Origin of the sequence: Corynebacterium sp. HMSC059E07, from assembly GCF_001814395.1 — a bacterium.
GTDB classification, from domain to species: Bacteria; Actinomycetota; Actinomycetes; order Mycobacteriales; family Mycobacteriaceae; genus Corynebacterium; species Corynebacterium hesseae.
Genome location: NZ_KV816275.1, coordinates 53619 through 77322, shown reverse-complemented (window position 1 = coordinate 77322; position 23704 = coordinate 53619). Strand labels below are relative to the sequence as shown.

20 protein-coding genes are annotated in these 23704 nt (G+C 59.7%); 16 read left to right on the top strand and 4 right to left on the bottom strand.

Annotated features, from left to right (window positions below; translation table 11 throughout):
• Positions 1 to 8: 8 nt before the first annotated feature.
• The 5 genes from HMPREF2967_RS01675 (at position 9) to HMPREF2967_RS01655 (ending at position 7021) form a co-directional block, all read left to right on the top strand.
• Positions 9 to 989 carry an alpha/beta hydrolase gene (locus tag HMPREF2967_RS01675; protein ID WP_070597256.1) on the top strand — a complete coding sequence of 327 codons (981 nt, stop codon included), beginning with the start codon at positions 9 to 11 and terminating at the stop codon, positions 987 to 989.
• A 99-nt stretch (positions 990 to 1088) separates the two neighbouring features.
• A complete protein-coding gene (locus HMPREF2967_RS01670) occupies positions 1089 to 2399 on the top strand; it encodes a YkvI family membrane protein (RefSeq protein ID WP_070597254.1) in 1311 nt (436 codons plus the stop codon).
• Positions 2400 to 2431: 32 nt separating this feature from the next.
• A complete protein-coding gene (locus tag HMPREF2967_RS01665) occupies positions 2432 to 4150 on the top strand; it encodes a helix-turn-helix domain-containing protein (RefSeq protein ID WP_070597251.1) in 1719 nt (572 codons plus the stop codon).
• Positions 4151 to 4268: 118 nt separating this feature from the next.
• On the top strand, positions 4269 to 5387 hold the full coding sequence (locus HMPREF2967_RS01660) for an alcohol dehydrogenase catalytic domain-containing protein (RefSeq protein WP_070597250.1): 1119 nt from the start codon (positions 4269 to 4271) through the stop codon (positions 5385 to 5387).
• A gap of 101 nt (positions 5388 to 5488) precedes the next feature.
• On the top strand, positions 5489 to 7021 hold the full coding sequence (locus tag HMPREF2967_RS01655; protein ID WP_070530937.1) for a permease family protein: 1533 nt from the start codon (positions 5489 to 5491) through the stop codon (positions 7019 to 7021).
• A gap of 166 nt (positions 7022 to 7187) precedes the next feature.
• Here HMPREF2967_RS01655 and HMPREF2967_RS01650 read toward each other — a convergent pair whose 3' ends face one another.
• Positions 7188 to 7877 carry a TetR/AcrR family transcriptional regulator gene (locus tag HMPREF2967_RS01650; RefSeq protein WP_070684698.1) on the bottom strand — a complete coding sequence of 230 codons (690 nt, stop codon included), beginning with the start codon at positions 7875 to 7877 and terminating at the stop codon, positions 7188 to 7190.
• Positions 7878 to 8021: 144 nt separating this feature from the next.
• On the opposite strand from HMPREF2967_RS01650, the gene HMPREF2967_RS01645 reads away from it, so the two are divergent.
• Genes HMPREF2967_RS01645 through HMPREF2967_RS01635 form a run of 4 tightly spaced genes read left to right on the top strand, consistent with a single transcriptional unit; the run spans position 8022 to position 13336 of the window.
• On the top strand, positions 8022 to 9530 hold the full coding sequence (locus tag HMPREF2967_RS01645; protein ID WP_070523376.1) for a flavin monoamine oxidase family protein: 1509 nt from the start codon (positions 8022 to 8024) through the stop codon (positions 9528 to 9530).
• Between the two features lie 13 nt (positions 9531 to 9543).
• Positions 9544 to 10434: a universal stress protein gene (locus tag HMPREF2967_RS12685; protein ID WP_083299233.1), complete on the top strand. Its 891-nt coding sequence runs from the start codon at positions 9544 to 9546 to the stop codon at positions 10432 to 10434.
• A complete protein-coding gene (locus HMPREF2967_RS01640; RefSeq protein ID WP_070523379.1) occupies positions 10431 to 11954 on the top strand; it encodes an APC family permease in 1524 nt (507 codons plus the stop codon). The genes HMPREF2967_RS12685 and HMPREF2967_RS01640 overlap by 4 nt, the downstream gene beginning before the upstream one ends.
• An 8-nt stretch (positions 11955 to 11962) precedes the next feature.
• Complete coding sequence (locus HMPREF2967_RS01635; protein WP_070523382.1) at positions 11963 to 13336, top strand: NAD-dependent succinate-semialdehyde dehydrogenase; 1374 nt, start codon at positions 11963 to 11965, stop codon at positions 13334 to 13336.
• A 47-nt stretch (positions 13337 to 13383) separates the two neighbouring features.
• Here the strand turns inward: HMPREF2967_RS01635 and HMPREF2967_RS01630 are convergent, their stop codons facing one another.
• Positions 13384 to 14565, bottom strand: coding sequence for an acyl-CoA dehydrogenase family protein (locus tag HMPREF2967_RS01630; RefSeq protein ID WP_070523385.1), 1182 nt, complete (start codon positions 14563 to 14565; stop codon positions 13384 to 13386).
• A gap of 87 nt (positions 14566 to 14652) precedes the next feature.
• Between HMPREF2967_RS01630 and HMPREF2967_RS01625 the strand changes: the two genes are divergently transcribed.
• The 5 genes from HMPREF2967_RS01625 (at position 14653) to HMPREF2967_RS01605 (ending at position 18032) form a co-directional block, all read left to right on the top strand.
• On the top strand, positions 14653 to 15063 hold the full coding sequence (locus HMPREF2967_RS01625) for an acyl-CoA thioesterase (protein WP_070523388.1): 411 nt from the start codon (positions 14653 to 14655) through the stop codon (positions 15061 to 15063).
• A 77-nt stretch (positions 15064 to 15140) separates the two neighbouring features.
• Entirely contained in the window at positions 15141 to 16112 is a 972-nt protein-coding gene (locus tag HMPREF2967_RS01620) for an NAD(P)H-dependent flavin oxidoreductase (RefSeq protein ID WP_070523392.1), read from the top strand.
• A gap of 2 nt (positions 16113 to 16114) precedes the next feature.
• Entirely contained in the window at positions 16115 to 16915 is an 801-nt protein-coding gene (locus tag HMPREF2967_RS01615; RefSeq protein WP_070523396.1) for an enoyl-CoA hydratase-related protein, read from the top strand.
• Between the two features lie 234 nt (positions 16916 to 17149).
• Positions 17150 to 17530, top strand: coding sequence for an MmcQ/YjbR family DNA-binding protein (locus tag HMPREF2967_RS01610; RefSeq protein ID WP_209167619.1), 381 nt, complete (start codon positions 17150 to 17152; stop codon positions 17528 to 17530).
• Between the two features lie 55 nt (positions 17531 to 17585).
• Positions 17586 to 18032 carry a MarR family winged helix-turn-helix transcriptional regulator gene (locus HMPREF2967_RS01605; RefSeq protein ID WP_070523402.1) on the top strand — a complete coding sequence of 149 codons (447 nt, stop codon included), beginning with the start codon at positions 17586 to 17588 and terminating at the stop codon, positions 18030 to 18032.
• 21 nt (positions 18033 to 18053) lie between these two features.
• On the opposite strand, the gene HMPREF2967_RS01600 is transcribed toward HMPREF2967_RS01605, so the two are convergent.
• The gene (locus HMPREF2967_RS01600; RefSeq protein WP_070684696.1) at positions 18054 to 19289 is read right to left on the bottom strand and encodes a M20 family metallo-hydrolase; all 1236 of its coding nucleotides are present in this window, start codon (positions 19287 to 19289) and stop codon (positions 18054 to 18056) included.
• Positions 19290 to 19298: 9 nt separating this feature from the next.
• A complete protein-coding gene (locus HMPREF2967_RS01595; protein ID WP_070684694.1) occupies positions 19299 to 20891 on the bottom strand; it encodes an amidohydrolase in 1593 nt (530 codons plus the stop codon).
• 141 nt (positions 20892 to 21032) lie between these two features.
• Here HMPREF2967_RS01595 and HMPREF2967_RS01590 point away from each other — a divergent pair, with 141 nt between their 5' ends.
• Both HMPREF2967_RS01590 and HMPREF2967_RS01585 read left to right on the top strand, forming a co-directional pair.
• Positions 21033 to 22172: a helix-turn-helix domain-containing protein gene (locus tag HMPREF2967_RS01590; protein ID WP_070684767.1), complete on the top strand. Its 1140-nt coding sequence runs from the start codon at positions 21033 to 21035 to the stop codon at positions 22170 to 22172.
• A gap of 138 nt (positions 22173 to 22310) precedes the next feature.
• Positions 22311 to 23663 (top strand): MFS transporter, encoded by a 1353-nt coding sequence (locus HMPREF2967_RS01585; RefSeq protein ID WP_070597226.1) that lies wholly within the window; start codon positions 22311 to 22313, stop codon positions 23661 to 23663.
• Positions 23664 to 23704: the final 41 nt, after the last annotated feature.

Below are 23704 nucleotides of genomic sequence, written 5' to 3'. Positions count from 1 at the left end.
TGATCACGATGCACACTCTGCACGACGAATACTCCGGGCGCCCCGTCGCTGAGGATGCGTGGAAGGCGCTGAAGCCTTTCCGCGATGGTGGAGCGAAGTCCTTCCATAACTTCCCCATCCCGCAGGTGCGTGAGAACTACGTAGCCTCGGCCCACGCCAACCCTCTCCACGAAGAAAAGGAACCTGCGACCACAGATTTCCAGGTCGACCAGTTCCAGGTTCGCCTTTATGACCCCCGCCCGGAGGCAGAACGCGGCCAGGAGACCCCCGCGGTGCTCTACATGCACGGCGGTGGCTGGCTCATGGGCAACCTGGAGACCCACCACTCCTCGGTACGCCGTATCGCGGTGCTGACCGGCCTCCCGGTCGTCGCGGTGGATTATCGCCTCGCCCCGGAGCACACCTACCCGGCGGCTATCGACGATTGCCGCGCCGCCTACCGCTGGCTGTCCAACCCCGAGGCAGAGCACGGACTGACCGTGACCTCCATCGCGGTCGCCGGTGATTCGGCCGGCGGCCAGCTGGCTGCCACGTTGGCGAATGAGTTCGCGGTGCTTGACGACGTCGCCAAGCTCAGCGCCCAGATCCTGCTCTACCCGATCACGGATTGCTCCCGCGAGCGCACCGAGAACGGTGCTTCCTACAAACGCCTGGAGGAAGGCTTCCCTCTCGCCTCCGACACCATGCGGTGGTTCATCGATACCTTCGTCACGGAGGAATCCCAGCGCACCGCCACGGATCTCTCTCCGCTGCTGTTGGAAGAGCTGCCGGAGGGCCTGCCCCCGTCGCTCGTCATCACGGTGGACAACGATCCACTGGCGGATGAGGGCATCGAGTATGCCGGGAAGCTAGCTAAAGCTGGCGTCGACGTCACTCACAAGCACCTCCTGGGCTACCACCACGGGCTCTTTACCTCCGCGGCGATCATTGACCGCGGCGAGGAGGAGCTTGCTGGAATCGCCGAGTTCATCAAGGCAGTGACGAGATAACAGCTATCGCTCCATCACACACGGGGCAGGCACCCTTCCTAGGCGGCCTGCCCCGTCTGCATAAGTAGAAGCATTAATCCATCCACAGTTAGGTTCACCATGCTTAAACGCTCATTCGGCATCGCGATGGCCTTCATCGGCGTGCTCGCGGGAGCCTCCTTCGCGTCCGGCCGTGAGGCCCTCCAATACTTCGTTGCCTTCGGAAACATGGGCATCGTCGGTGCCATCGTCACCGCACTGGCCATGACCATTTCCGGAATCACCATTCTCCAATTGGGTTCTTATCACCGCGCAAAAGAACACACTTCTGTGTTCAACGCGGTGTCCACGCCAATTGTGTCGAAGATCCTTGACTTCGCCACGCTGACCTGTCTTTTCTGCATCGGCTTCGCCATGTTCGCCGGCGCCGGCACCAACCTCAACCAGCAGTGGGGCTGGCCGGTGTGGATCGGTGCGATCCTCATGCTCATTCTCACGCTGCTGACTGGTTTGCTCGATGTCGACAAGGTGACCATCGCCATTGGCGCTATCACCCCGTTCATCATCATCCTGCTGACCATCGGCACCGTGTATACCGTGTTGACGTCCAGCCCCGATTGGTCACACCTCAACGAGCAGGCGCAGACCATTCCCACCACGCTGCCCAACTGGTGGGTCTCCGCCATCAATAACTTGGGCCTCAACGTCATCGTGGTGGTCTCCATGATGATCGTCATCGGCGGCAACTTCCTCGATGCCAAGGAAGTGGGCTATGGCGGCATCCTCGGCGGCCTGTGCTTCCTGTTCCTGCTCGCGGTCCTGGTGGGCGGCCTCTACGTTTCGGTGGGCCCGATTACCGACGCCGAAATGCCAACCTTGGCCATGATTGAGCAGATTCATCCAGCGCTCGGAGTCGCCATGTCCATTGCTATCTACGGCATGATTTATAACACCGCCATCGGTATGTTCTATGCCTTTGCCAAGCGCCTGACCCGTGGCAAGCCACAGCACTTCTACAAGGTTTATGTCATCTCGGTGCTCATCGGATTCGTGCTCTCCTTCGTCGGCTTCTCTAACCTCATCGGCTGGGTATATCCGATTCTGGGCTACATGGGTATCGCCATCATGTTCATCATCGGCTTTGCTTGGATGAAGAACCGCAAGGACCTGCAGTCTGAGGCCGATCTGCGCCGCCGTGCCCGCGAACTACTCAAGAAGCGTTTTGAGAATGACAACCATCTCTCTGATGAGGAAATGCGCGAGCTTTCCGCTATCGCCCGCAATTCCTCCATTCCCGAATCTGACTTCATCAGAGAAATCATGACTGAGGTCGATTCCGAGGACGTGCCCGAAGAGCTGCAGATTGGTGATGGCAAGCTCCACGCGCTCATCACTGGCAAGCCCATTCCGCGCACTAAGAAAAAAGTCTGATCCTAATAATCTGATCCAAATAAACTGTAGGCATGTCTCTCCTCGGCACCGTACTCTCCCACCTCGCCAGCGGCACCCGTGTCCCCGACGAGCTGCGAGAGCAACTGGATGCCGAGGAGCTCAGTTCGCTTCGGGCCGTTGAGGAGACCATGCGCGCCAACCACACGTGGCGGGTGATGTCGACCAAGCTGCTCGATGTTTCCCAGATGCTCAACTCGGGCCGCGAATCATCTGATATCTTCCACGCCATCGTGCGCCACGCGCGCACCACTATTGGCACGGACGTGGGTTATCTCAGCCTCAACGATGAGGGCTCCGGCTTTACCAAAGTGCTGGCCACCAGCGGTGTCGTCACCGAGGACTTCCGCACCATCAACATGCCGATGGGATCTGGAATCCTCGGCATTGTGGCCGCCACCAACCGCCCGGCGTGGACCTATGACCATTCCGCCGACCCCAACGTCACGCACGTGGATTACGTGGACCGCGCGGTGGAGGCCGAAGGCATCCGCGGTATCCTTGGCGCTCCGATTCGCATTGCCGGGCGCACCATCGGTGCGCTGCTCGTGGGCGACCGCCACCCTCGCCACTACACGCACGAGGAAATTGCCGCGCTCGAGGTGCTTGGCTCTATTACCTCTGTGGCATTGGAAAATGCGCAAGTCATTGAGAGCCAGGGCGAATCCGTTGCCGAGCTAACCCGATCGCAGATAGCTCTGAGCCGCCATGTGGAAGAGCTGCAGTGGCTCAATGAGGTCAACGCGAAACTGCTTCACGTGCTCATGAATAATGCCAGCTTCGAAGAACTCGAACGCGTGCTGACTGAAAGTCTCGACGCTCCGGTGATGCTGTGGACCACGGAGGATGCCCCGGACACTTTCCCAGCAAGCACGTTCCCCGTGGAGTTTAATGGCCGTGCACTGGGCACGATTGGTGTGGACAAGCAGCTCAGCGACGCCGAATTGCGCGTCATCAGCCACGCCTCCGCGGCTTTTACGTCAATCGCCCTTTTTGCTGAGGCGCTTGTCGACGCCACCGCGCGCAAAGTCGATGACCTGGTCTATGCCGTGGCTCTCGGCAATGCCGGGCGCGAGGAGATTGCTCGCCTGCGACATCTGACGGGTATCAGCCTGAACTCCTCAGCACAGCTGTATTTCGTGGGCCTGCACTCAGCAAAGAGCCTGCCCACTCGTCCGCAGCTGGAGCACCTCTTGCCGGGCAATGCCGCTATTACGCACCACGATCAGCACGTGTGCGTTCTGTACCAGCCGGATCGGGGCATCGATACGGCGCTGGCCCCGTTGCTATCTGAGTTCCCCGATTTAACGGTCTCCGCCATCGGCTTTGATGGCCTGAGTGAAGCGCGCAGCGCACACGATTCCGCTATGTCTTACCTGGAGTCAGCGCTCGCCCTGGGAGTGCGCGGCCGCCTCATCACCGAGGACTCCCTGGGCACAGTGGGCCTCATCTTGGGTGCGGACCCTCACGCATTGAACGCTCTATCCACGCGCACCATCGGCCCGCTGCTGCGTTATGACGAGGAGCATTCCACGGAGCTGACCGATACCGCCCACCACTATCTGCTCTCCGGGCACAGCATCCCGCAGACGGCCCGCGCCATGTTCATCCACCCCAATACGGTGCGCCAACGGCTCGACCGGATCGCTGAGTTGATGGGTGATGAGTGGGCCGTCGGCCAGCGCGGGCTCGATGTCTTCGTGGCGCTGCGCGCCCACATGCTCGGCAAGTAGAGAATTCCCTATCTAAATAGCTGTCTGATGTAGATTCCCCCATACCGTTCCTGCCCTCATCGACATCCTGTGGCGTACATTACGTTGCATTAACCCCACCCGATGTCTGGAGGTAGATATGTCTGACACGATTACCATTCGCGGCGCTGTCTTGGAGCGCTCCGGCGATGAGCGTCCCTACGCCGATTCCAAGCCAATTACCGTGAGCGAGCTCGAGCTCACCGCCCCCGGCGAAGGCGAGATCCTGGTCAAGATCACCGCCGCTGGCCTCTGTCACTCCGACCTCTCCGTGGTCAACAACAACCGCCCCCGCCCGCTGCCGATGCTTTTGGGTCACGAGTCCGCTGGCATCGTCGAGAAGATCGGCCCAGGCGTGACCAACGTCAAGGTTGGCGACCACGTGGTCATGACCTTCCTGCCGCGCTGCGGCGAGTGCGCCGGCTGCAAGACCGACGGCAAGATGCCCTGTGAGGTCGGCTCCAAGACCAACAACGAGGGCACCCTCATCCGCGGTACTCGCCACCTCACCCGCAATGGTGAGATGGTCCAGCACCACCTCGGTGTTTCCGGCTTCGCCACCCACGCAGTGGTTTCCGAGCTCTCCGTCGTGCCGGTGGGCTCCGATGTCCCGGCGGATATCGCCGCTATTCTCGGCTGCGCCATCCTTACTGGCGGCGGCGCCATCCTCAACGAAATCGATCCAAAGCCCGAAGACAGCATCGCCGTCGTCGGCCTCGGTGGCGTGGGCATGGCCGCCATCATCACCGCCGCTGCGCTCGGCGTGAAAGAGATCGTGGGCATCGACATGCAGAAGGACAAGTGCGAAAAGGCCCTCGAAATCGGTGCTACTTCCGCCATGACCCCGCAGGAAGCTGAAGAGTCCGGCAAGAAGTTCACCGCCGTCGTGGAGGCCGCCGGCCACCCGAAGGCCCTGGAAACCGCCTACAAGGTCACGGCACCGGGTGGCCTGACCGTTACCGTTGGCCTGCCAGCACCGGGCTCCACCATCACCATCGACCCGCTCGTGATGACCGGTGAGGCACGCCGCCTGCACGGCTGCTACCTGGGTTCCTCCGTTCCGTCGAAGGACATCCCGAAGTACGAGCAGCTGTGGCGTGAGGGCAAGCTCAACGCCGAGGCCCTGATCTCCGACCACATCAAGCTCGAGGACATCAACACCGCCATGGACCGCCTGTCCGACGGTGTGGCACTGCGCCAGATCATCGAGTTCGACTAAGCAAGACTCGTCTAAACCTCAACCACTTCGCCTTTCCTCACCAAGCCCTGCGCGGTTCGCGCCCGTGGGGCTTGGTCCCTTTTCTTTGAAAGGAGGCCGTCATGGCCGCAACCACCGAAGCCGCCGAACCCGAAGAACAGGGAATCGGTCAAGCTTCGCCCCACTGGAAAATGGGGCCATTTGATGTCCGCTTGCCGTTCGTGCACTACCGCATTGAGTGGCCGGACTTTGCCCAAGGCCTGTTCATGTGCGTGGTCGATCTGGGCGCTATCCCCCTGATGACTGAGGCCCTCGGCATGCCCTATGAGGCGGCACTGGCCGTCGTCATGCTCAACGGCCTTCTCTACCTGACCCACCACCTCTTGGGTGACCCGGTTGTCCCGGGCTGGATTACCCCAGCTATTCCGCTGCTGACGGTCTACATCCAGACCTTCCCGGAAGGAGAGCAGCGAATCTGGGCGCTGATCAGTTTCCAGCTCTTGCTGGGCATATTCTCCTTAACACTGGGTATAACTGGGTGGGCGTCAAAGGTCGTTCGCCTCATTCCTTCAGGTCTGCGCGCCGGTATCGTGCTTGGTGCCGGTATTGCAGCGATTATCTCGGTATTTCAAGAAGACGGACGTTTCCACTCCTTCCCTATCACCATCACCATCGCGGTGGCCGTGGCCTTCTTCCTCATGTATTCGCGCGGCTTCCAGGCACTGCGGCAGAAGGCCGCCGGCTGGCGCTTCCTGGCTTCGCTAGGCATCCTGCCCGCCATCTTCGTCGCGGTCTTCGTCGCACCGCTGGCCGGCGAGGCACCGTGGCCGGACGTGGAGTGGGGCTTCTCCAAGCCTGACTTCATCACGCTGTGGTCTGAGTACACGGTCTTCGGCGTTGGCTTGCCGCCGGCGCACATGTTCCTTACCGCCATCCCCACAGTGTTGGCTGCCTACATCGTCGTCTTCGGTGACGTCCTGCAAGCCAACGCCGTTCTCAAGGAAGCCGACCATGTCCGTACGGATGAGGCCGTGGTCTACAGCCCGTCGCGCGCACACCTCCTCTTCGGCGGCCGCAACATGCTGATGTCCATCATCGGCCCAGACATCGCCATGTGTGGTCCACTGTGGGCGGCGATGCACGTGGTCATCGTTGAGCGCTACAAGCAGGGCAAGCGCGCCATGCGCACCATATTCGGTGGCGCGGGCTCCTTCCGCTGGGGCACCAACACGGGCCTCCTCCTGCTACCGATTACCTCTTTCGTTGAGCCTATCCTGCCGGTGGGCTTGGCACTGACGCTCATCATCCAGGGCTTCGTATCCGTGCGTGTGGGCATCATGGAGGCCAAGAACCAGAAAGACCTCGGCATCGCAGGCATAACCGCTGGCGTGCTGGCCACCCAGGGCGCCGCGTGGGGATTCGCCGCCGGCATCATTATGGTGCTGGTCATCTACGGCAAGGACATGTTCAAGGACGAGCGCGACGGCACCATCCGCAACTTCGATGAGATCGATCCGGAGGAAGGCTTCGCCGACGCGCAGGCGGATTTCACGGAGCTGGCAGAACTCAATGATCTAGACGCTGACGGGCACCCGATCGATCCGAACGCCCACCGCACAGGATCCAAAGAATCTCCAAAATCTAGCGAGACCTAAGCTCAACCAGCTTATTCCCCAAGGTGCTTCCCTCCCCAATAGCAGTTCACCCCTAGCTGCAGGGGAGGGTTTCGCACGTCATCCTTCTTTGTCAGCTATTCGAGAAGCTGCTGGATGGAATCCGTTTTATCCGTGGGGCTGTGTTCTCTAAATAGACGTCACAAATCTAAGCCTCATTTGATGATAGGAACTGTTCCAACAGGGCTTCCAAACCAGTTTCAAACGACTTGTCCGCACGAAGTTTAGATTGTTCGCTCTCCTCCGAAGACTGCTCTCGGAATTGAGCCAAGTAGATGTCATTCATCTTGTTCAATGGACTATCTCCAGGCCCAGGCGATTCAAAAATATTCAAAGGCGCATGAACGTCGTAAGCAGAACCAAAAACAAAAGACTCTACTGCGACAAGCCTCGTAATAACTTCCGCTTCGGGAACTCCAGCGAGTGCAATTACTTGGACGAGCAATTCGTACATCGAAATCGTTTGGGGCGAACCATAAAGTGGAAGCTCAGTAATTACGCGAATCAGCGGAATATTATCAGCCAGAATATCCCGATACGACCATGCCCATTGCCGAAGCGCATCAGCTGCTGGTAGTTCCCCTGCAAGGGCGTGCTTCAGCGACGAAGTATCGACCTTTGCAATGATGTCATCTTGTACCAGAGCCAGCAGTTCTTCTTTGTTGGAAATGTGATTGTAGAGCGCTGCCGTACTAACCTTCATTGACCGAGCTACCGCTGACATCGATAGGGATTCAAGCCCCTTGCGATCAACAATTTGCAGTGCGGCTGATGCTATTTTTTGCCGGTTCACCAGCGCTTTCAATGGCCGCCCTTTGGGGCGCGAAACATTTACCACTGTGATCCCTACAATTCTTACCGCGCGTTTGTTACTGTAGTCACAACGTTAAATTAAACCCTTTAATTTAACGTTGAAACACCATCGTCCATACGAAGGTCTCACTCACCGCATACCTACTGCACGCGAAGGAGAAACGCTCCAATGGTCACGCAACGTAATGGTAATCCCAACGCCGAAGAGCGCACAGTCGATGTTGTAATCATCGGCGCCGGCGCTTCAGGGCTAATGGCTGCCCGTACCCTCAAGAAAGCAGGAAAATCAGTCTGCGTTCTCGAAGCCCGCAATCGCGTGGGCGGCCGTACCTGGAACGGAAAGGTACTCGACGACCAAGGTACTGAACACTTCATTGAGATCGGCGGCCAGTGGATTTCCCCCGATCAAACGCGCCTCACCGAACTCGTCCAAGAGCTCGGACTCGAGACTTTTGATCGGTACCGCGAAGGAAAATCAGTCTACGTGTCCCCAGACGGCACGCGCCACGAATTTGAGGGAGATACCTTCCCAACGTCAGAGGAAACCGCCTCCGAGATGAATCGATTGATCGCTGAGCTCAATCAGCTGGCCGAGGAAGTCGACGCTAACGCCCCTTGGGAGCACCCACGAGCCAAAGAACTCGATAGCCAATCCTTCCGTGACTGGTTAGAAAGCCTATCTGACGATTCTGAGGCAATTGACAACATCTCGCTTTACATTTCCTCTGGAATGCTTACTAAGCCTTCCCGCACCTTTTCCGTACTTCAAGCAGCTCTGATGGCTTCATCTGCTGGTTCTTTCGACAACCTTGTTGATGAAAACTTCTTGCTTGATAAGCGAGTTGCCGGCGGCATGCAGTCAGTTTCCATAACGATGGCAGAGGAACTCGGCGATGACGTCATTCTCAGTTCACCTGTTCGCACTCTCGAATGGGCTACGCCAGATCCTTCTACGGCAGACGCCCCCAACAATGTTGAAGCGGACGTCCGCAATGGTGTGGACAACAATGGTGGACCGGGAACCGTAACTGCCTATTCTGATCGCGCTGTTGTCCATGCTAAAAACGCTATCCTTGCGGTTCCGCCAAACCTCTATAATCGCATTTCCTACGTGCCTCCCCTGCCGCGAGAACAGCATGTTGCCCATCAGCACATTTCCATGGGTCTCGTCATCAAAGTTCATGCAGTCTATGAAACTCCCTTCTGGCGTGAAGAGGGACTGTCCGGTACTGCATTCGGTGGCGATCGACTCGTTGCCGAAATCTATGACAACACCAATTACGGCAAAAACTTCGCAGGCGGTGAGGAAGGAAAAGAAGACGCATTCGGCACATTGGTTGGCTTTGTTTCCGACGTTTACGCCGAAGAGATGTGGGCTCTCCCCGCTGAAGAACGCAAAGAGCGCATCCTCGATGCAATGTCCATTTACCTTGGTGACAAGGTGAAGAAGCCAATCGCATTCTTCCTCTCCGATATGGCGGCCGAAGAATGGACTCGCGGAGCCTACGCAACGTCATACGATTTGGGTGGACTATCGCGTTGGGGCCATCTTCAGAACAAACCAACCGGCCCTATCTATTACTCCTCTTCTGACATCGCTGGTGCAGGTTACCAGCACGTCGACGGCGCGGTGCGTATCGGTGAAGCCGTTGCGAAACAGATTCTTGGGCAGGGATAAGCGGTGACTGTTCATGAATCCACCCACAGATTTTCCGCGCCGCAGGGCTAACGGCTCTCTGCTAGTCGCATACATCGACACCTCTGACGGTCATGATGCTCTCCATTTAGGAATTGCTCTCGCGCGTGAGCGCCAGGTCAACCTGAAGATAGTCTCGGTTATTCCTCCTGTTAGTCCTCAAGGTTTTGGTGTTCAGACTCAAGATCCTGGTTACAACGCGATTGTGCGAGAACAAACCGAACAGCGTCTCGCCAGTGCGTTAAATAGTCTTCCCGCTGACATTTCTGCGACATGGCACGTCGTCGAGGGGACAGAACCCGCACTTGCCTTGAATGATGCCGCGCAAAAACTTGAGTGCGATTTAATCGTCGTCGGAGCACGCTCAGGCGGACTTTTGAACCGATTCCGCATCGGTACAGTACCAAGTTCATTGCTATACACAGCACAAACACCAGTAGCGCTAGCTCCTCAAGGCTATTCATATCCAGGACCGATAACGAGCATTTCTGCCCTTGTTGGCCCGCGCCGAGGACGATCAGATGTCGCGGCAATCGGACTCGACCGCGCAAACCGCCGAGAGATTCCATTACGCATCATTACTTTGAAGATCTCCGGAGAAGATGCCGGGCACGGATTTGAGCTCCCACTCTCAGAGGCAATCGAAGGAGCGGTTTCCAAGGGACAAGCGTCACGCATCACTACTTCGGGATCAAGTGTCCAGTCAGCGCTGCGAAACCTTAGCTGGGAAGAGGGCGAAGTGGCAGTTCTTGGTTCTGCGCGTATTGCCGGCGATGGTCGGCTCTTCCTTGGCACAACTGCTCATCGAATCCTCAAGCACTTACCAGTTCCAACCATTGTTGTCCCTTCGGGCTACATGTCGCTGAAAGGAGGTGCTCCCTCATGAGTGAACAACCAGCAGTTTCAGAGAAAGGATTGGCAGTCGGCAAAGTCGGTTTGCTCGGAGCTGTCGTCATTGGCATTAGTTGTTTGGCGCCAACTTACACACTCACTTCGGGAATCGGTCCTGCCATCTCGGCCGTGGGCGTCTTCGTTCCAGCCGTTCTCATTCTGGGGTTTATCCCCATGCTGCTTGTGGCCTTTGCTTACCGCGAGCTCAACAACCGTGCTCCTGATTCAGGAACCACTTTTACATGGGCGACCAAAGCCTTCGGCCCGTGGGTCGGTTGGATGGGTGGCTGGGGTCTGATCGCCGCCACGATATTGGTCCTATCGAACCTTGCCGCAGTGGCCGTTGACTTCTTCTATCTGCTCATCGCACAGCTTGCCGGTAGACCAGAGCTCGCTGAACTCACACGCAACCTCTGGGTAAATATTCCAACCACACTTGTGTTCTTAGTTGCTGCAGCTTGGGTCGCGTATCGAGGTATGGACACAACGCAGAAGATGCAATACATCCTCGTTGCAATTCAAATCATCGCAATTGTCTCCTTCGATGTCGCAGCATTATGGAGGGCTTACAACGGAGATGGATTCGATTTCACCCCCATCCAATTCAGCTGGTTCAACCCATTTGAAATCAAGGACTTCTCGGTGGTTGCTGCCGGAATCTCCCTATCCATCTTCATGTTCTGGGGCTGGGATGTCACCCTAACTATGAATGAAGAAACGAAAAACCCAGAAAAAACTCCTGGCCGGGCGGCTACCGTCGTCATCGTCATCACGATCATTTTGTATGTACTTACAGCGGTAGCCGTTATGGCATGGGCGGGCATCGGCGAAAGCGGACTAGGCGCCGGTAACCCAGACAATCAGGAATCAATTTTTGCAGTGCTTTCTTACCCGGTTATGGGCCCATTTGCCATCCTTATTTATATCTCGGTTCTAGCTAGCTCTTTTGCATCCTTGCAATCCACGCTGGTTAGCCCCGCCCGCACGATTCTGGCGATGAGCTATTACAAAGCTCTTCCCCCACAATTGGCTCGAATCAGCCCACGATTCCAAACTCCAACCGTCGCAACGATTGTCGCAACCGTCGTTTCTGGAGCCTTTTATGCCATAACAAGAGTGCTCTCAGAGAATGCACTTTGGGACACAATTGCTGCTCTTGGTCTCATGATTTGTTTCTATTACGGCATCACAGCAGTTGCCTGTCTGTGGTATTTCCGAAAAGAACTCTTTACTTCAGTAAGGAACTTCCTGTTTAAGTTTCTATGCCCGTTGCTGGGCGGTGGCTTCCTTCTCTTAATGTTTTTCATCACCGCTTATGACTCCATGGACCCGAGCTTTGGTTCCGGTTCTTCTCTTGGAGGGGTCGGAATCGTCTTCATCCTGGGCGCCAGCATCCTCGTGCTCGGATTAATCCTCATGTTCATTACCCGACTCCGCAACCCAGATTTCTTCACGGGCTCAGTAATCAGCCGTAGTGAATCCAGTTCAGATACAACAACCCCAAACTTTTCCTAGGAGGAAAAATGTCTCAGTACCGTGTACAGAATCCAGTCAACAACAAGATCATTGAAACTTTCGATGCTCTCGATGATGCTGCTATTGAGCCAATCCTCGAAGCTTCTTCCGTAGCTTTCACCGAATGGTCTGGAACTCCAGTCTCACAACGAGCAGAAATTGTGGCCAAGGCAGCTTCACTCTTTGAAGAACGCAAAGAAGAACTCGCTGCCATCATTGCTGAAGAGATGGGGAAGCCACTTCCGGAAGGCGTTGAAGAAGCCGAGTTCTCATCTGCCATCATCCAGTACTATGCGGACAACGCGGAGAAGTTTCTCGCGGATCAAGAGATCCCTACGGAGGCGGACGGTAAGGCATTCATTCGCCGCCGCCCATTCGGGCCTCTGCTCGGCATCATGCCGTGGAACTTCCCGTACTACCAGGTAGCGCGATTTGCAGGACCCAACCTTGTCGCAGGAAACACCATCATCCTTAAACACGCGGAGATTTGCCCGCGTTCTGCTCTGGCGATCGAAAAGATCTTTCTCGATGCCGGCCTTCCGGCAGGGGTGTACACCAATGTTTTTGCTACCCATGAGCAAATCTCTACCTTGATCGCAGATCCCCGCGTTCAAGGAGTTTCTCTTACCGGATCCGAGCGGGCCGGAGCTATCGTTGGTGCACAGGCTGGCCAGCACCTCAAGAAAGCTGTACTCGAGCTTGGAGGTTCAGATCCATATGTCATCCTCGACACGGATGATGTTAAGGCTTCAGCCGAACTCGCTTGGGGTACGCGTATGTACAACACCGGCCAAGCCTGCAATTCAAACAAGCGGCTTATTGTCGCAGAAGACATTTATGACGAGTTTGTTCAAGAACTAGTTAATCTTGCGCAACAAATGGAGCCAGGACTACCGGATACTGCCGGGGAAACTGTGTATGCCCCGCTATCTTCCCGTAGCGCTGCAGAGAACCTCAAAGAACAGATCGAGCGCGCTGTTTCTGCTGGAGGCCAGCTACTGGCGGGTGGTGAACTCTCAGAGGAGGGCGCCTACATCTCCCCTGCAGTAATCACAGATATCCCTCGAGGTAGCGATTCCTATTATGAGGAATTCTTTGGACCGGTCGCCACGGTCTACAAGTTTAAGACTGATGAGGAAGCGCTCGAGATAGCTAACGACAATGTCTTCGGCCTTGGCGCAGCAGTGTTCTCTCAAGACTCCAAGCGAGCCCAAGCAATTGCTGAGCGCATCGAATCTGGCATGAGCAACGTCAATACACCAACTGGTGAAGGTCCTGAACTCCCCTTTGGTGGTGTCAAGCGTTCAGGTTTCGGTCGCGAGCTTGGTTCACTTGGTATCGAGGAGTTCATCAATAAACAGATGTACTTCATCGCCAACTAAACACAGCTAGGCCCGAAGCCTCTTCATCAAGGGACTTCGGGCTACTTTTAGCTAAACGCCTGCTCCCCCGTCAGCACACGCCCCAGAATCAGCGTGTGGATCTCATCGGTGCCCTCGTAGGTGCGCACCGATTCCAGGTTGGCGGCGTGCCGCAGCGGCGAGTAGTCCGCGGTGACGCCGTTGCCGCCCAAGATGGTGCGGGCTTGGCGGCAAATCTCGATGGCGGTGCGGCAGTTCGCCAGCTTGCCCACCGAAATTTGATAAGGCTCCAACGTTCCCGCGTCCTTGGCGCGGCCCAGGTTGAGCGCCAACAGCTGCCCCTTGTTCAGCTCCACCGCCATATCGACCAGCTTTTGCTGCGTGAGCTGGAAGGATGCCAACGAGCGGTCGAATTGCTTGCGCTCCTTGGCATACTTCAGCGCCACCTCCAAGGAATCGCGCGCAGCGCCCAAAGCGCCAAAGCTAATGCCGAAACGCGCCTCATTAAGACACATGAACGGCCCCTTGAGGCCAGGGTGCTTGGGCAGCAGGGCGTCGCCAGGCACGGCCACACCATCCAGCGAAATATCGCACTGGATGGAAGCGCGCATCGACAGCTTGCGAGTGATTGGGGTAGCTCTAAAACCCGGCGTAGATGTCGGCACAATGAACCCGCGCACGCCCGCCTCCACCCCGGCGGCGGAGGCATCCTCCTCGGACACCTTGGCCCAGATGATGGCCACCCCGGCCACGCTTGCCAGGCCAATCCAGCGCTTCGCGCCATCCAGAACCCACTCGCCTGAGCGGTAGCGCGCCACCGTCGCCATGCCCGCCGGGTCGGAGCCCGCGGTCGGCTCCGTTAGCCCGAAGCAACCGATGACGTCACCCGCGGCCATCTTAGGCAACCACTGCTTCTTCTGTTCCTCCGAGCCGTGTTTATAAATGGCCGACATCGCCAGCGATCCCTGCACCGAGACCACCGTGCGAATTCCCGAATCGCCGGCCTCTAGCTCCTGCATGACCAACCCGTATTCCACGGCAGTGCGCCCGGCGCAGCCGTAGCCTTCCAGGTGCATCCCGAACAGACCAGCCTCCGCCAGCACCGGGAAGATCGAGTCCGGCAGCACCGCTTCCTCGTACCACTGCGCCACGTGCGGGCGGATGTGCTCATCCACCAGTGCGGCCACGCGGTCACGCGTGGCTTTTTCTTCTTCGCTCAGGAGGGCATCGATTCCCAGCAGATCCATCATTGCATTCTCCTCACGGTTCGAGTGACGAACCACAATTCGTATGTATAGTAATACGCATCACTCTACCCGCTCCCCCAAGGAGGAACAATGCGCGCGCCCGCCAACGCCATCCCAGTGCCCCTCGCTTTGCGGTGGTCCGACCAGGACGCGAACGCCCACGTCAACAACGCCACGATAGTCACCCTCCTCGAGGAGGCACGCGTCCGCGCAGCCGCCGCACTGACCGGACCCGTCGCCACCGATACCTACGCTCACGTGGTGCGATCCCTCGAAGTGCAGTACGAGGCCGAGCTCACCTACACCGATTCCATCGAGGCGCGGGTCTGGATTTCCCGCATCGGCAACACCTCCTACCAGGTCGCCCACGAACTCATCCAGGACGGCACCTCGTGCGTGTTCGCCACGGCGACGCTGGTGCTTATCGACGTCTCCGCGCGCCGCCCCATCCCCCTCCCCGAGGACCTCACCGAGCGCCTGCGCGCTCATTTCTCCGAATAGCCATTCACTGCCTATCGCCCAAAACTTCCATCCGCTTCTCTCCAATTGCTAGTCACTCACAAAGGAGCACCACCCTCATGATTTCCACCCGCGTCACCGAGATGCTCGGCATCACTCACCCCATCATCCAAGGCGGCATGCAGTGGGTCGGCCGCGCCGAGCTCGCCGCCGCTGTATCCAACGCCGGCGGCCTCGGCGTCGTCACCGCGCTCACCCAGCCCACCCCGGAGGATCTCCGCCACGAGATCCGCCGCACCCGCGAGCTCACAGACAAGCCCTTCGGCGTCAACCTCACCATGCTGCCGGCGATTACCCCGCCGCCCTATGCGGAGTACCGCGACGTCATCATCGAAGAAGGCGTAAAGATCGCCGAAACCGCCGGCAACAATCCCAAGGAGCACATGCCGGCCTTCAAGGACGCGGGTATCACCGTCATCCACAAGTGCACCTCCGTGCGCCACGCGCTCAGCGCGCAAAAGGTAGGCGTGGACATCGTCAGCATCGATGGCTTCGAATGCGCTGGCCACCCTGGCGAGGATGACATCCCGGGCCTAGTCCTCATCCCCGCCGCCGCGGATCAACTCGATATCCCCATCATCGCCTCGGGCGGTTTCGCGGATGGCCGCGGCCTGGCCGCCGCGCTCGCTTTGGGCGCCGAGGGCATCAACATGGGCACCCGCTTCGTAGCCTCCGCAGAGGCGCCGGTGCACGAGAACGTCAAGCAGGCCATCGTGGAGCGCTCCGAGCTGGATACCCAGCTCATCCTCCGGGAGCTGCGCAATTCCACCCGCGTGGCCAAGAATGCCGTGAGCGATGAGGTAGCCGAGCGCCTCGCTCAAGGCGCGGAGTTCGGCGATATCCGCCACCTCGTTGCCGGCAAGCGCGGCCGCGCGGTCTACGAGACCGGTGACTTGGATGCGGGCGTGTGGACCTGTGGTACCTCGCAGGGGCTTATCCACGACGTCGCCCCGTGCTCCGAGATCGTCTCCCGCATTTCCGCCGATGCCCAGCGCATCATTTCCTCCCTCACCGAACTCGTTAAGGACTAACCATGACCGACGCCATCCTCACCCGCCGCGAAGGCTCCGCCCTTATCGCCCAAATCAACAACTCCGCGCGGCGCAACGCCATTGCCAAGGAACACTGCGAAGCACTTTCGGCCGCGCTTGCCGACGCCTCCCAAGACCCCTCCATCCGCGCCCTCATCATCACTGGTGATGAGACCGCCTTCTGCGCGGGCGCGGACATCGTGGCGGCGGCACAGGCTGCGGCTGCAGCGCAGCAGTCAGGCGAGACCCCCAACCCGGCTGAGTCGACGATGCTGCCGCAGCTCAACGCGCTCGTCACCGAAATCCAGGCCGCCGAGATTCCCGTCATCGCTGCGGTCGAAGGCGCAGCCGCCGGCGCTGGGGCATCGCTGGCCTTCGCCTGCGATCTCATCGTGGCCGGCGAGCAATCTTACTTCACGCTGCCCTTCGGCAAAATTGGTCTCATCCCCGACGGCGGTGTCAGCCTCACCGCGCTCGCCTCCGTGGGGCGCCACCGCGCTCTTGCCTTGGCACTGCTGCAGGACAAGCTCGGCGTCGCCGAAGCGGAGGCGGCTGGGATCGTCGCCAAGCGCGCGCCCCAGGGCCAAACCCTCGAGGCCGCGCTGCAGCTAGTCCAACGCCTGCATATCGCGCCACGTGACGCCCTGGCCAAGGCCAAGGAAGCCATCAACCGCACTGCGCTTGGACAGCTCGATGAGCAGCTCGCCTGGGAGGAGCCCACGCAGTACGCACAGATGGATTCGGCAGGCCACAAGGAAGGCGTCATGGCTTTCCTGGAGAAGCGGCCCGCGCGCTTTGATTAGCGGCGGTTTTGACTAGTAGAAAACTGCCAGGGAGACCACATGGTGAATCCAGCGTCGCCCGCCATACTCATTCTTGTGCGTTTGAGAGAGCGCATGCGAGAGAGAGAACCCCTCACCCTCCAGAGGGCGGCCAGTGGCCGATACACGGAGGGACTTGATAGAGACGCCGTTGGGCCCCTTTCTTCGAGAAATCGAAAAAGGGGCCCAACGGTGTTTTCACCTAGTGTGGACCTCATGAGCACCGCTGCCCTAGACCTCCATGCCTGCGCCACCGCACGCGCTGCGGAGCTTCCCGGCGCCACGCTGACACACCCCTTCGGGCCGGACTGGGACGTCTTTAAGGTACGCGGCAAGGTCTTCCTACTTCTCACCGCCGTGACTGGTTCCCAGCAAGCCATCCTCAAGGTCGAGCCCCTCGATGGCGAAGCGCTGCGCAGAGAGTATTCCTTCATCGCACCTGGCTACCACATGAATAAGCGCCATTGGGTTTCCGTGTATCCCGACGCCAAGCTCACCCCGCAGCTGCTGGCCGAACTCGTGACGGACTCGTACCGCCTCGTGGTGGAGAAACTCCCTCGCTCGCAACGGCCCATCGATCCCTCCACCTTTGGTTAGGGTTGTCAACGTAAACATTTGCGGACGCGAGTCCTCAACTCTTACGCTGGATCGCGTGAGCAAAAATGAGCTAATCGATGAGACCATTGCGGAATATCGCCGCTTCGAGCGCGCCCGCGCGCGGTTCGATACGGAAGCGCGCCGCGAATACGGGATCACCGGCTCCCATCTTTCGCTTCTCCGGCTCATCGATAAGAAGAGCCCCATCCCCATCCTGCAGCTGCGCAAGGAGTTGGGATGGCAGCCCGCCACCATCGGGCAGGCGGTCAAGCGCTTGGTGCGCGATGAGCTTATCTCCATCGATGATGATCCGGAAGATCTTCGCCGCCGCCTGTGCAGCATCACCGAGGAAGGCCAGCACTTCTTGCTCCACGTCCCCCTCACCGGCCCGGTGCGCCTGCGCACCTACGAGCACAGCGAGGAAGAACTAAAAGCAATGAAGCGCGGATTCGAAATCGCGATGAAGGCCTTCGGGTATGAACCGTGGAGCGATGAGGACTAGCGCGTCGTCCGCGCTAGCAACCTAGCGCTCGCCGCACCCGGATTCCACGAGGCGCTGAGCCACGTGCGTCAACACGTCCACGCCGGCCACGCAGTCCTCTTCCGTGGTGAACTCCTTTTCGTTGTGTGAGATGCCGTCGACGGACGGGATGAAGAGCATGACCGTCGGCACCACCTCTTTCAGGTTGGTCGAGTCATGCCCGGCCACCGTGTAAATCTCTTGGTGCGGATACCCGAGCTCCTGCACGACCTCACGGGCTAATTCCACGCCGGCGGCCGGGTAAGGGTTAAGCGCCCACTCGTGCGTCGGGGTCAGCTCAACCGAAGTGCGTGATTCCTCTTCCGCCGCAGAAATGATCTCCTGCAGGCGCGCTTGGGCCTTGTCCAGTACCTCCGTGGAGGGCGAGCGCACATCCACGTTGAAGCGCACCTCCCGGGCGATGGTTACCGGCGAATTCGGCTCCAGTGTTAACTGCGAAACCGAGGCCTGCAGCTGGCCTTCATCGAACTCGTGGGTCAGGCGCTCCACCGAAGCAATGATGAGGGAGGCACCGAAGAGCGCATCCTTCCTATCGGCCATGAGAGTGGAACCGGTATGGCCCTGCTCACCGGAGACCACCGCCTGGAATTTCTTCGCGCCCCACGTGGCGGTGACCAGACCAATCGTGTTGCCGGCGGCCTCAAGTTCCTTACCTTGCTCGACGTGAATCTCCGCATAGGCCGCGAGCTTCGGGGCTTCACCGCGTGGGGACCAGCCCGCTTCCTCCTGGGCTTGCGCGACGGTGACGCCGGCAAGGTCGGTGGCGCAGTGGGCGCGCTCAAGCGCCAGCGTTCCCACAAACACGGAGCTGCCCATCATGGAGGGTGCAAAGCGTGAGCCCTCCTCGTTGAACCAGTTGATGACCGCCAGGTTATAGCGCGCCTTGGCGCCCGATTGCGCCACGCGCCCGGCCGCGTGGGCTGCGGCCAGCACGCCATAGGCGCCGTCGAAACGGCCAGCCAAGGGCTGCGAATCCAGGTGCGAGCCTAGGCCCACGTACTCGGCGCCGGGGGCAAGCTCGAAGAGCCCGTACTGGTTGCCAATCTCGTCGTAGATGACGCGCGCCCCGAGAGACTCCAGGACCTCATGGAACCAGGCGCGGTTGAGGTTATCGCCGGCACTGGCAGCCTGCCGCTCCACGCCTCCGCCCGCAGTGGCACCGTTGGCGGACATGGCCTGGAAATCGGCCAGGAATTGTTCGTTAGTGGTTGCTCGCATGTCTACTCCTTAAAAGCTTCCGTAGCGCAGCTCGCCGCCCACGATGGTGGCGGCCACGTCGATGGTGGATAGGTCATCAGTGTTCAGAGGGTCCTGGGAAAGCAGCACGAAATCCGCCAGCTGCCCCGGCATCACCTGCCCCTTGCGCCCGGCCCAACCAGTCGCCGCGGCCGAGCCGGCGGTATAGGCGTAGAGAGCCTCGGCTGGGGTCAGACGATCCTTAGGCCCATAGTCCCGGCCCGAGGCGGTGCGACGCTCTACGAATGCCTGCATGACCTCCAGCGGCACGCCGGGCGCCACTGGTTGATCGGAACTGCCGGGGAGGATGAGGGAGGCGTCGAGAAGCCGCTTGCCCGGGTAGCTCCACGCGGTGCGCTCCGGACCGAGGGACTCCGCCATCGCATCACCGAAAGCCGGGATGAACAGCGGCTGCGGCACCACCACGATGGGCTTGCCGCGCAGACGCTCGATCTGATCGGGGCGCACCACGCCGCCGTGCTCGATGCGGTGCGGCATCGCTGGCGCGCCATGCTTGTCGACGGCCTCCTCCAGCGTCTCAATCGCAAAATCCACTGCCGCATCGCCGATGGCATGAATGGCCAAGGACCAGCCGGAATTCGCCGCCTGCAGCGCACGTGTTCGCATCTGCTCAGGATCGCCCTGGAAGTAGCCGTGGTGGGAGCAGCAGGCGTAGTTCTCGCTCAGCGCGGCGGTGGTCCCCAGCAGGGAGCCATCGCTGAAGATCTTGACGGGGCCGACCTGCAGCCACTCGTCACCGAAGCCGGTGCGCAGGCCGCCGTCGAGTCCCCAACCGGGACCGTCGGAGGCGTGGCCGGGAATCTCGTGGAGCACGTCCATGGTCACCATCACCTGCATGCGGGTGTGCAGGGTGGCGTTTTGATAGGCGGCGATCTCGCGCGGGCTGTGCCCGATCCAGCCGCCGGCCACCCCGGCATCCGTGACGGAGGTCAGACCGCGCTCGAGGTAGCGGCGCGTGGCCAGCTCCAAGGCACGGCCGATTTCCTCGCCGGATTCCGGCAGCGTCACCTCTTGGATGGCGCGCATGGCGTTTTCATCGAGCAGCCCCGTGCAGTGCCCATCGGCATCGCGGACGAACTCGCCGCCTTCCACCTTCGGTGGGTTGGTGGGATCGACGCCCGCCGCGCGCAGGGCCGCGGTGTTGACCGTGTAGGCGTGGCCGGAGTTGTGCTTGATCAACAGCGGAGCGCCACCAGTAGCGTGGTCGAGCTGCTCTATCTCCACCGGGGCATCCAGCCCGGAGGGACGGAATCCGGAGGCCACCACCCAACCGTCGGGGTTCGGGTCGGCGGCTCGCACGGCGGCGTAGACCTCATCAGGAGTTGTGACCTCGGAAAGATCCACCTCGAGCAGCGTCTGGCCAAACCACACGGTGTGGGAATGCACATCGTTAAAGCCAGGAGTGAGCGTGCGCCCGCCGGCATCCCACGTCTCGTCGGCGGGCAGGGCGCGGGCAGCCTCCCCCACCGCGAGGATGCGCCCGTTGGCAAAAGCCACCGAATCCGCAACCGGCCGCGCGGGATCCTGGGTCAGGATGTGGGCGTTGTCGATGCGTGTGATCATGCGTCCTCCTGAGTTCTCCTGTTTCTCCGACAAAATACACGCGACGCGTGCTGTGCTAGTCCCCACATGCTAAACGCAGCAGTGATGCGCATCTCGACATAGAGGGCAATTCACCAGCGCCCAACGTGTAGCGTTGTGCACATGCACGAGAAGCGCTGGCACGATATCGTCGCGAAGGTCCATGGCACCATCCCCCGCTTGGTTGAGGATTTCCTCGCCGCCTTTTCCCGCTCGGGGCGCTACGGCGATTCCTTGGTGAGCGAGGACGAGCTGCGCCTGACCGCCTTCGAGGTTTTCGCGCGCATCACGGACGTGCTGGTTGGGGCGATGGATGAGGAGGAACTGCGCACCCACGCCCAGAGTTTGGGCCGGCGGCGCGCGCACCAGGGGGTGGAGCTAGCCACGCTGATCGACGCCATCCAGCTCGACTTCACCGTCCTCTGGGAACACCTGCGCCGGGCCGCCGGCGCGGATCAGGAGGCACTCATCGACCACGTGGCGCAGGTGCACTCCGTTGTGACGATGTACAACCTGGTGGTGCGCGATGCCTACCGCTTGGAGGAGGCTCGCGGTCAGCACGACGTACACCGCGCCCACGCCCGACACTTGGAGAGGCTCTTCGCCACCGAATCCCTGGGTGCGCTCGGCATCGCGGAAATCACCCGCGCGCTCAACCTGGATGCAGATTGCCACTTCGACGTCGCGGTGGCCCACCCCACCGCTGCGGTGGAGATGCGCGCGTTTCTCGACGAACCCATCTCCTCCGGCGAAGCCTTCGGCCATGGCGCGCGTGGGATGTTCGTTGCCTTCTGGCCTAGAGACCAAAGGAACAGCGAGCATCCCACACTGGACACCGGCGCAGAGCTCACGGAGATCTCGGGCATACTTTTCCGCGACGTCATCGGCTTAGCTGGAGTTCGCGCGGCGGCGCAGCAAGCGCCGCGCATCTTCGATGCCACCGGCCCGCTGGACAACTTAACCGAAGCGCCCGACGCCCTCTGGGCCGTCGCCGGCGATGCCATTGCAGACTTCCCAGCCAGCGGCATCACGGAGCTCACGCAAGCCATCACCGAGCTACGCCTTGCCAACGCGCCGCTCTACCAAACCATCACCACCTACCTGGATTGCGGCTCCATCAAGGACTCCGCCGAGGCGCTGCACTGCCACCGCAACACGGTGCTCAACCGCCTGCGCCAGGTCACGGAACTCACGGGACTCGACATCACGCAGCCGAAAGACGCCGCGCGAGCATTGCTGGCGTTGCACCGGACCGAGCGATAGCTCTTGTGCAGAGGAACAAGGTTCCCTCTCTGTAGATGGGTCGATGCATAGAAAACTCTTCAAACCATTCACCGGAAGGTGACGTGCACCTAATGTTTCCTAGAAAGGTAATGCGTTTCACATAAGGAGCATTTCGATATGACTACCCACGCACCCCCTTCCAACCCGGCCCAATCCGGCAGCGAGGAAATCCAAGTCGAGTCAAAGGACGTCTTCCGCATCGCCAGTTCCGCGTTCGTCGGTACAGCCCTCGAGTGGTACGACTTCTTCCTCTTCGGTACCGCAGCCGCGCTTGTCTTCAACGATCTCTTCTTCTCGGGAATGTCAGGCACCGGCGCAACCCTGGCATCCTTCGCCACCTTCGGAGTGGGCTTCCTGGCACGCCCACTCGGCGCGGTCATTTTCGGTCAAATCGGCGACAGGATGGGCCGCCGACCGGCCCTCATTATCTCCATCGTCGTCATCGGCGTGGCCACCGGCGTCATCGGCTTGCTTCCCACTTTTGACAGCATTGGCATCTGGGCGCCCATCACATTGGTCATCCTGCGCCTGCTTCAGGGCATTGCCGTCGGCGGCGAATGGGGCGGCGCAACAACCATGGCCATCGAGCACGCCCCAGCCGAGAAGCGCGGTCGCTATGCCGCTTTCGTGCAGATCGGCTCCCCCGCCGGCACGCTGCTTTCTTCCGGAGCCTTCGCGCTTGTACTCATGCTGGACGATGCCACAGTGAGTTCCTGGGGTTGGCGTGTGCCTTTCCTCATCGCCTTTCCTTTCCTAGCGGTAGCACTGTGGATTCGCACGAAGGCTGAAGAATCTCCTGTTTACAAGGCCCTTGAAGAGGAGGCAGAAGCAGACGAGGCCGCACACCAGGGCTCACTAAAAGAGCTCTTCACTGAGCATTTCTCACAGCTGTGCCTAGCCTCCGCAGCCGCTTTCCTGGGCATCGGCGGATTCTTCGTCATGAGCACCTATGTCCTCTCCTACGCCACGACCACGCTGGACTTCGAACGCCAGACCGTCGTAAACGCCACCCTCCTCGGTGCCGTGTGCCAGATTTTTATCAACATCATCTTCGGCCGCATCGGTGAGAAGATTGGCCCCGGTCGAGTTATTGGATACGGCGCGCTCGCCACCGCCATCATGGCGTGGCCGCTGTGGGCGATGATCGATACCGGCAATGCCGTTCTCCTCACGCTTGCCGTCTGCATTGGACTGTCCCTAGTCACCATCACCTATTCGGTGTCGGGCGTCCTCCTCTCGGAGGTCTTCCCTGCGAACGTCCGCTATTCCGGCGTGGCTATCTCCGCCAACATCGCGTCGGCAGTATCGGGCCTGCTCCCTTTCCTCGCCACTGCATTGAACGCATCCAATGAGACCCCCAGTTCTACACCGGGAATCATCATCTTGGCTGTCACTGCCTTAATCACAGCCTTCGGCGGTTTCGCCGGCGAGAAGCACCGCCGCGAAGACGTCGTCACCATCGTCGACTAGCCCGAAACAGTTCATAAGAAAAACAAGTTGGGACACGGCAC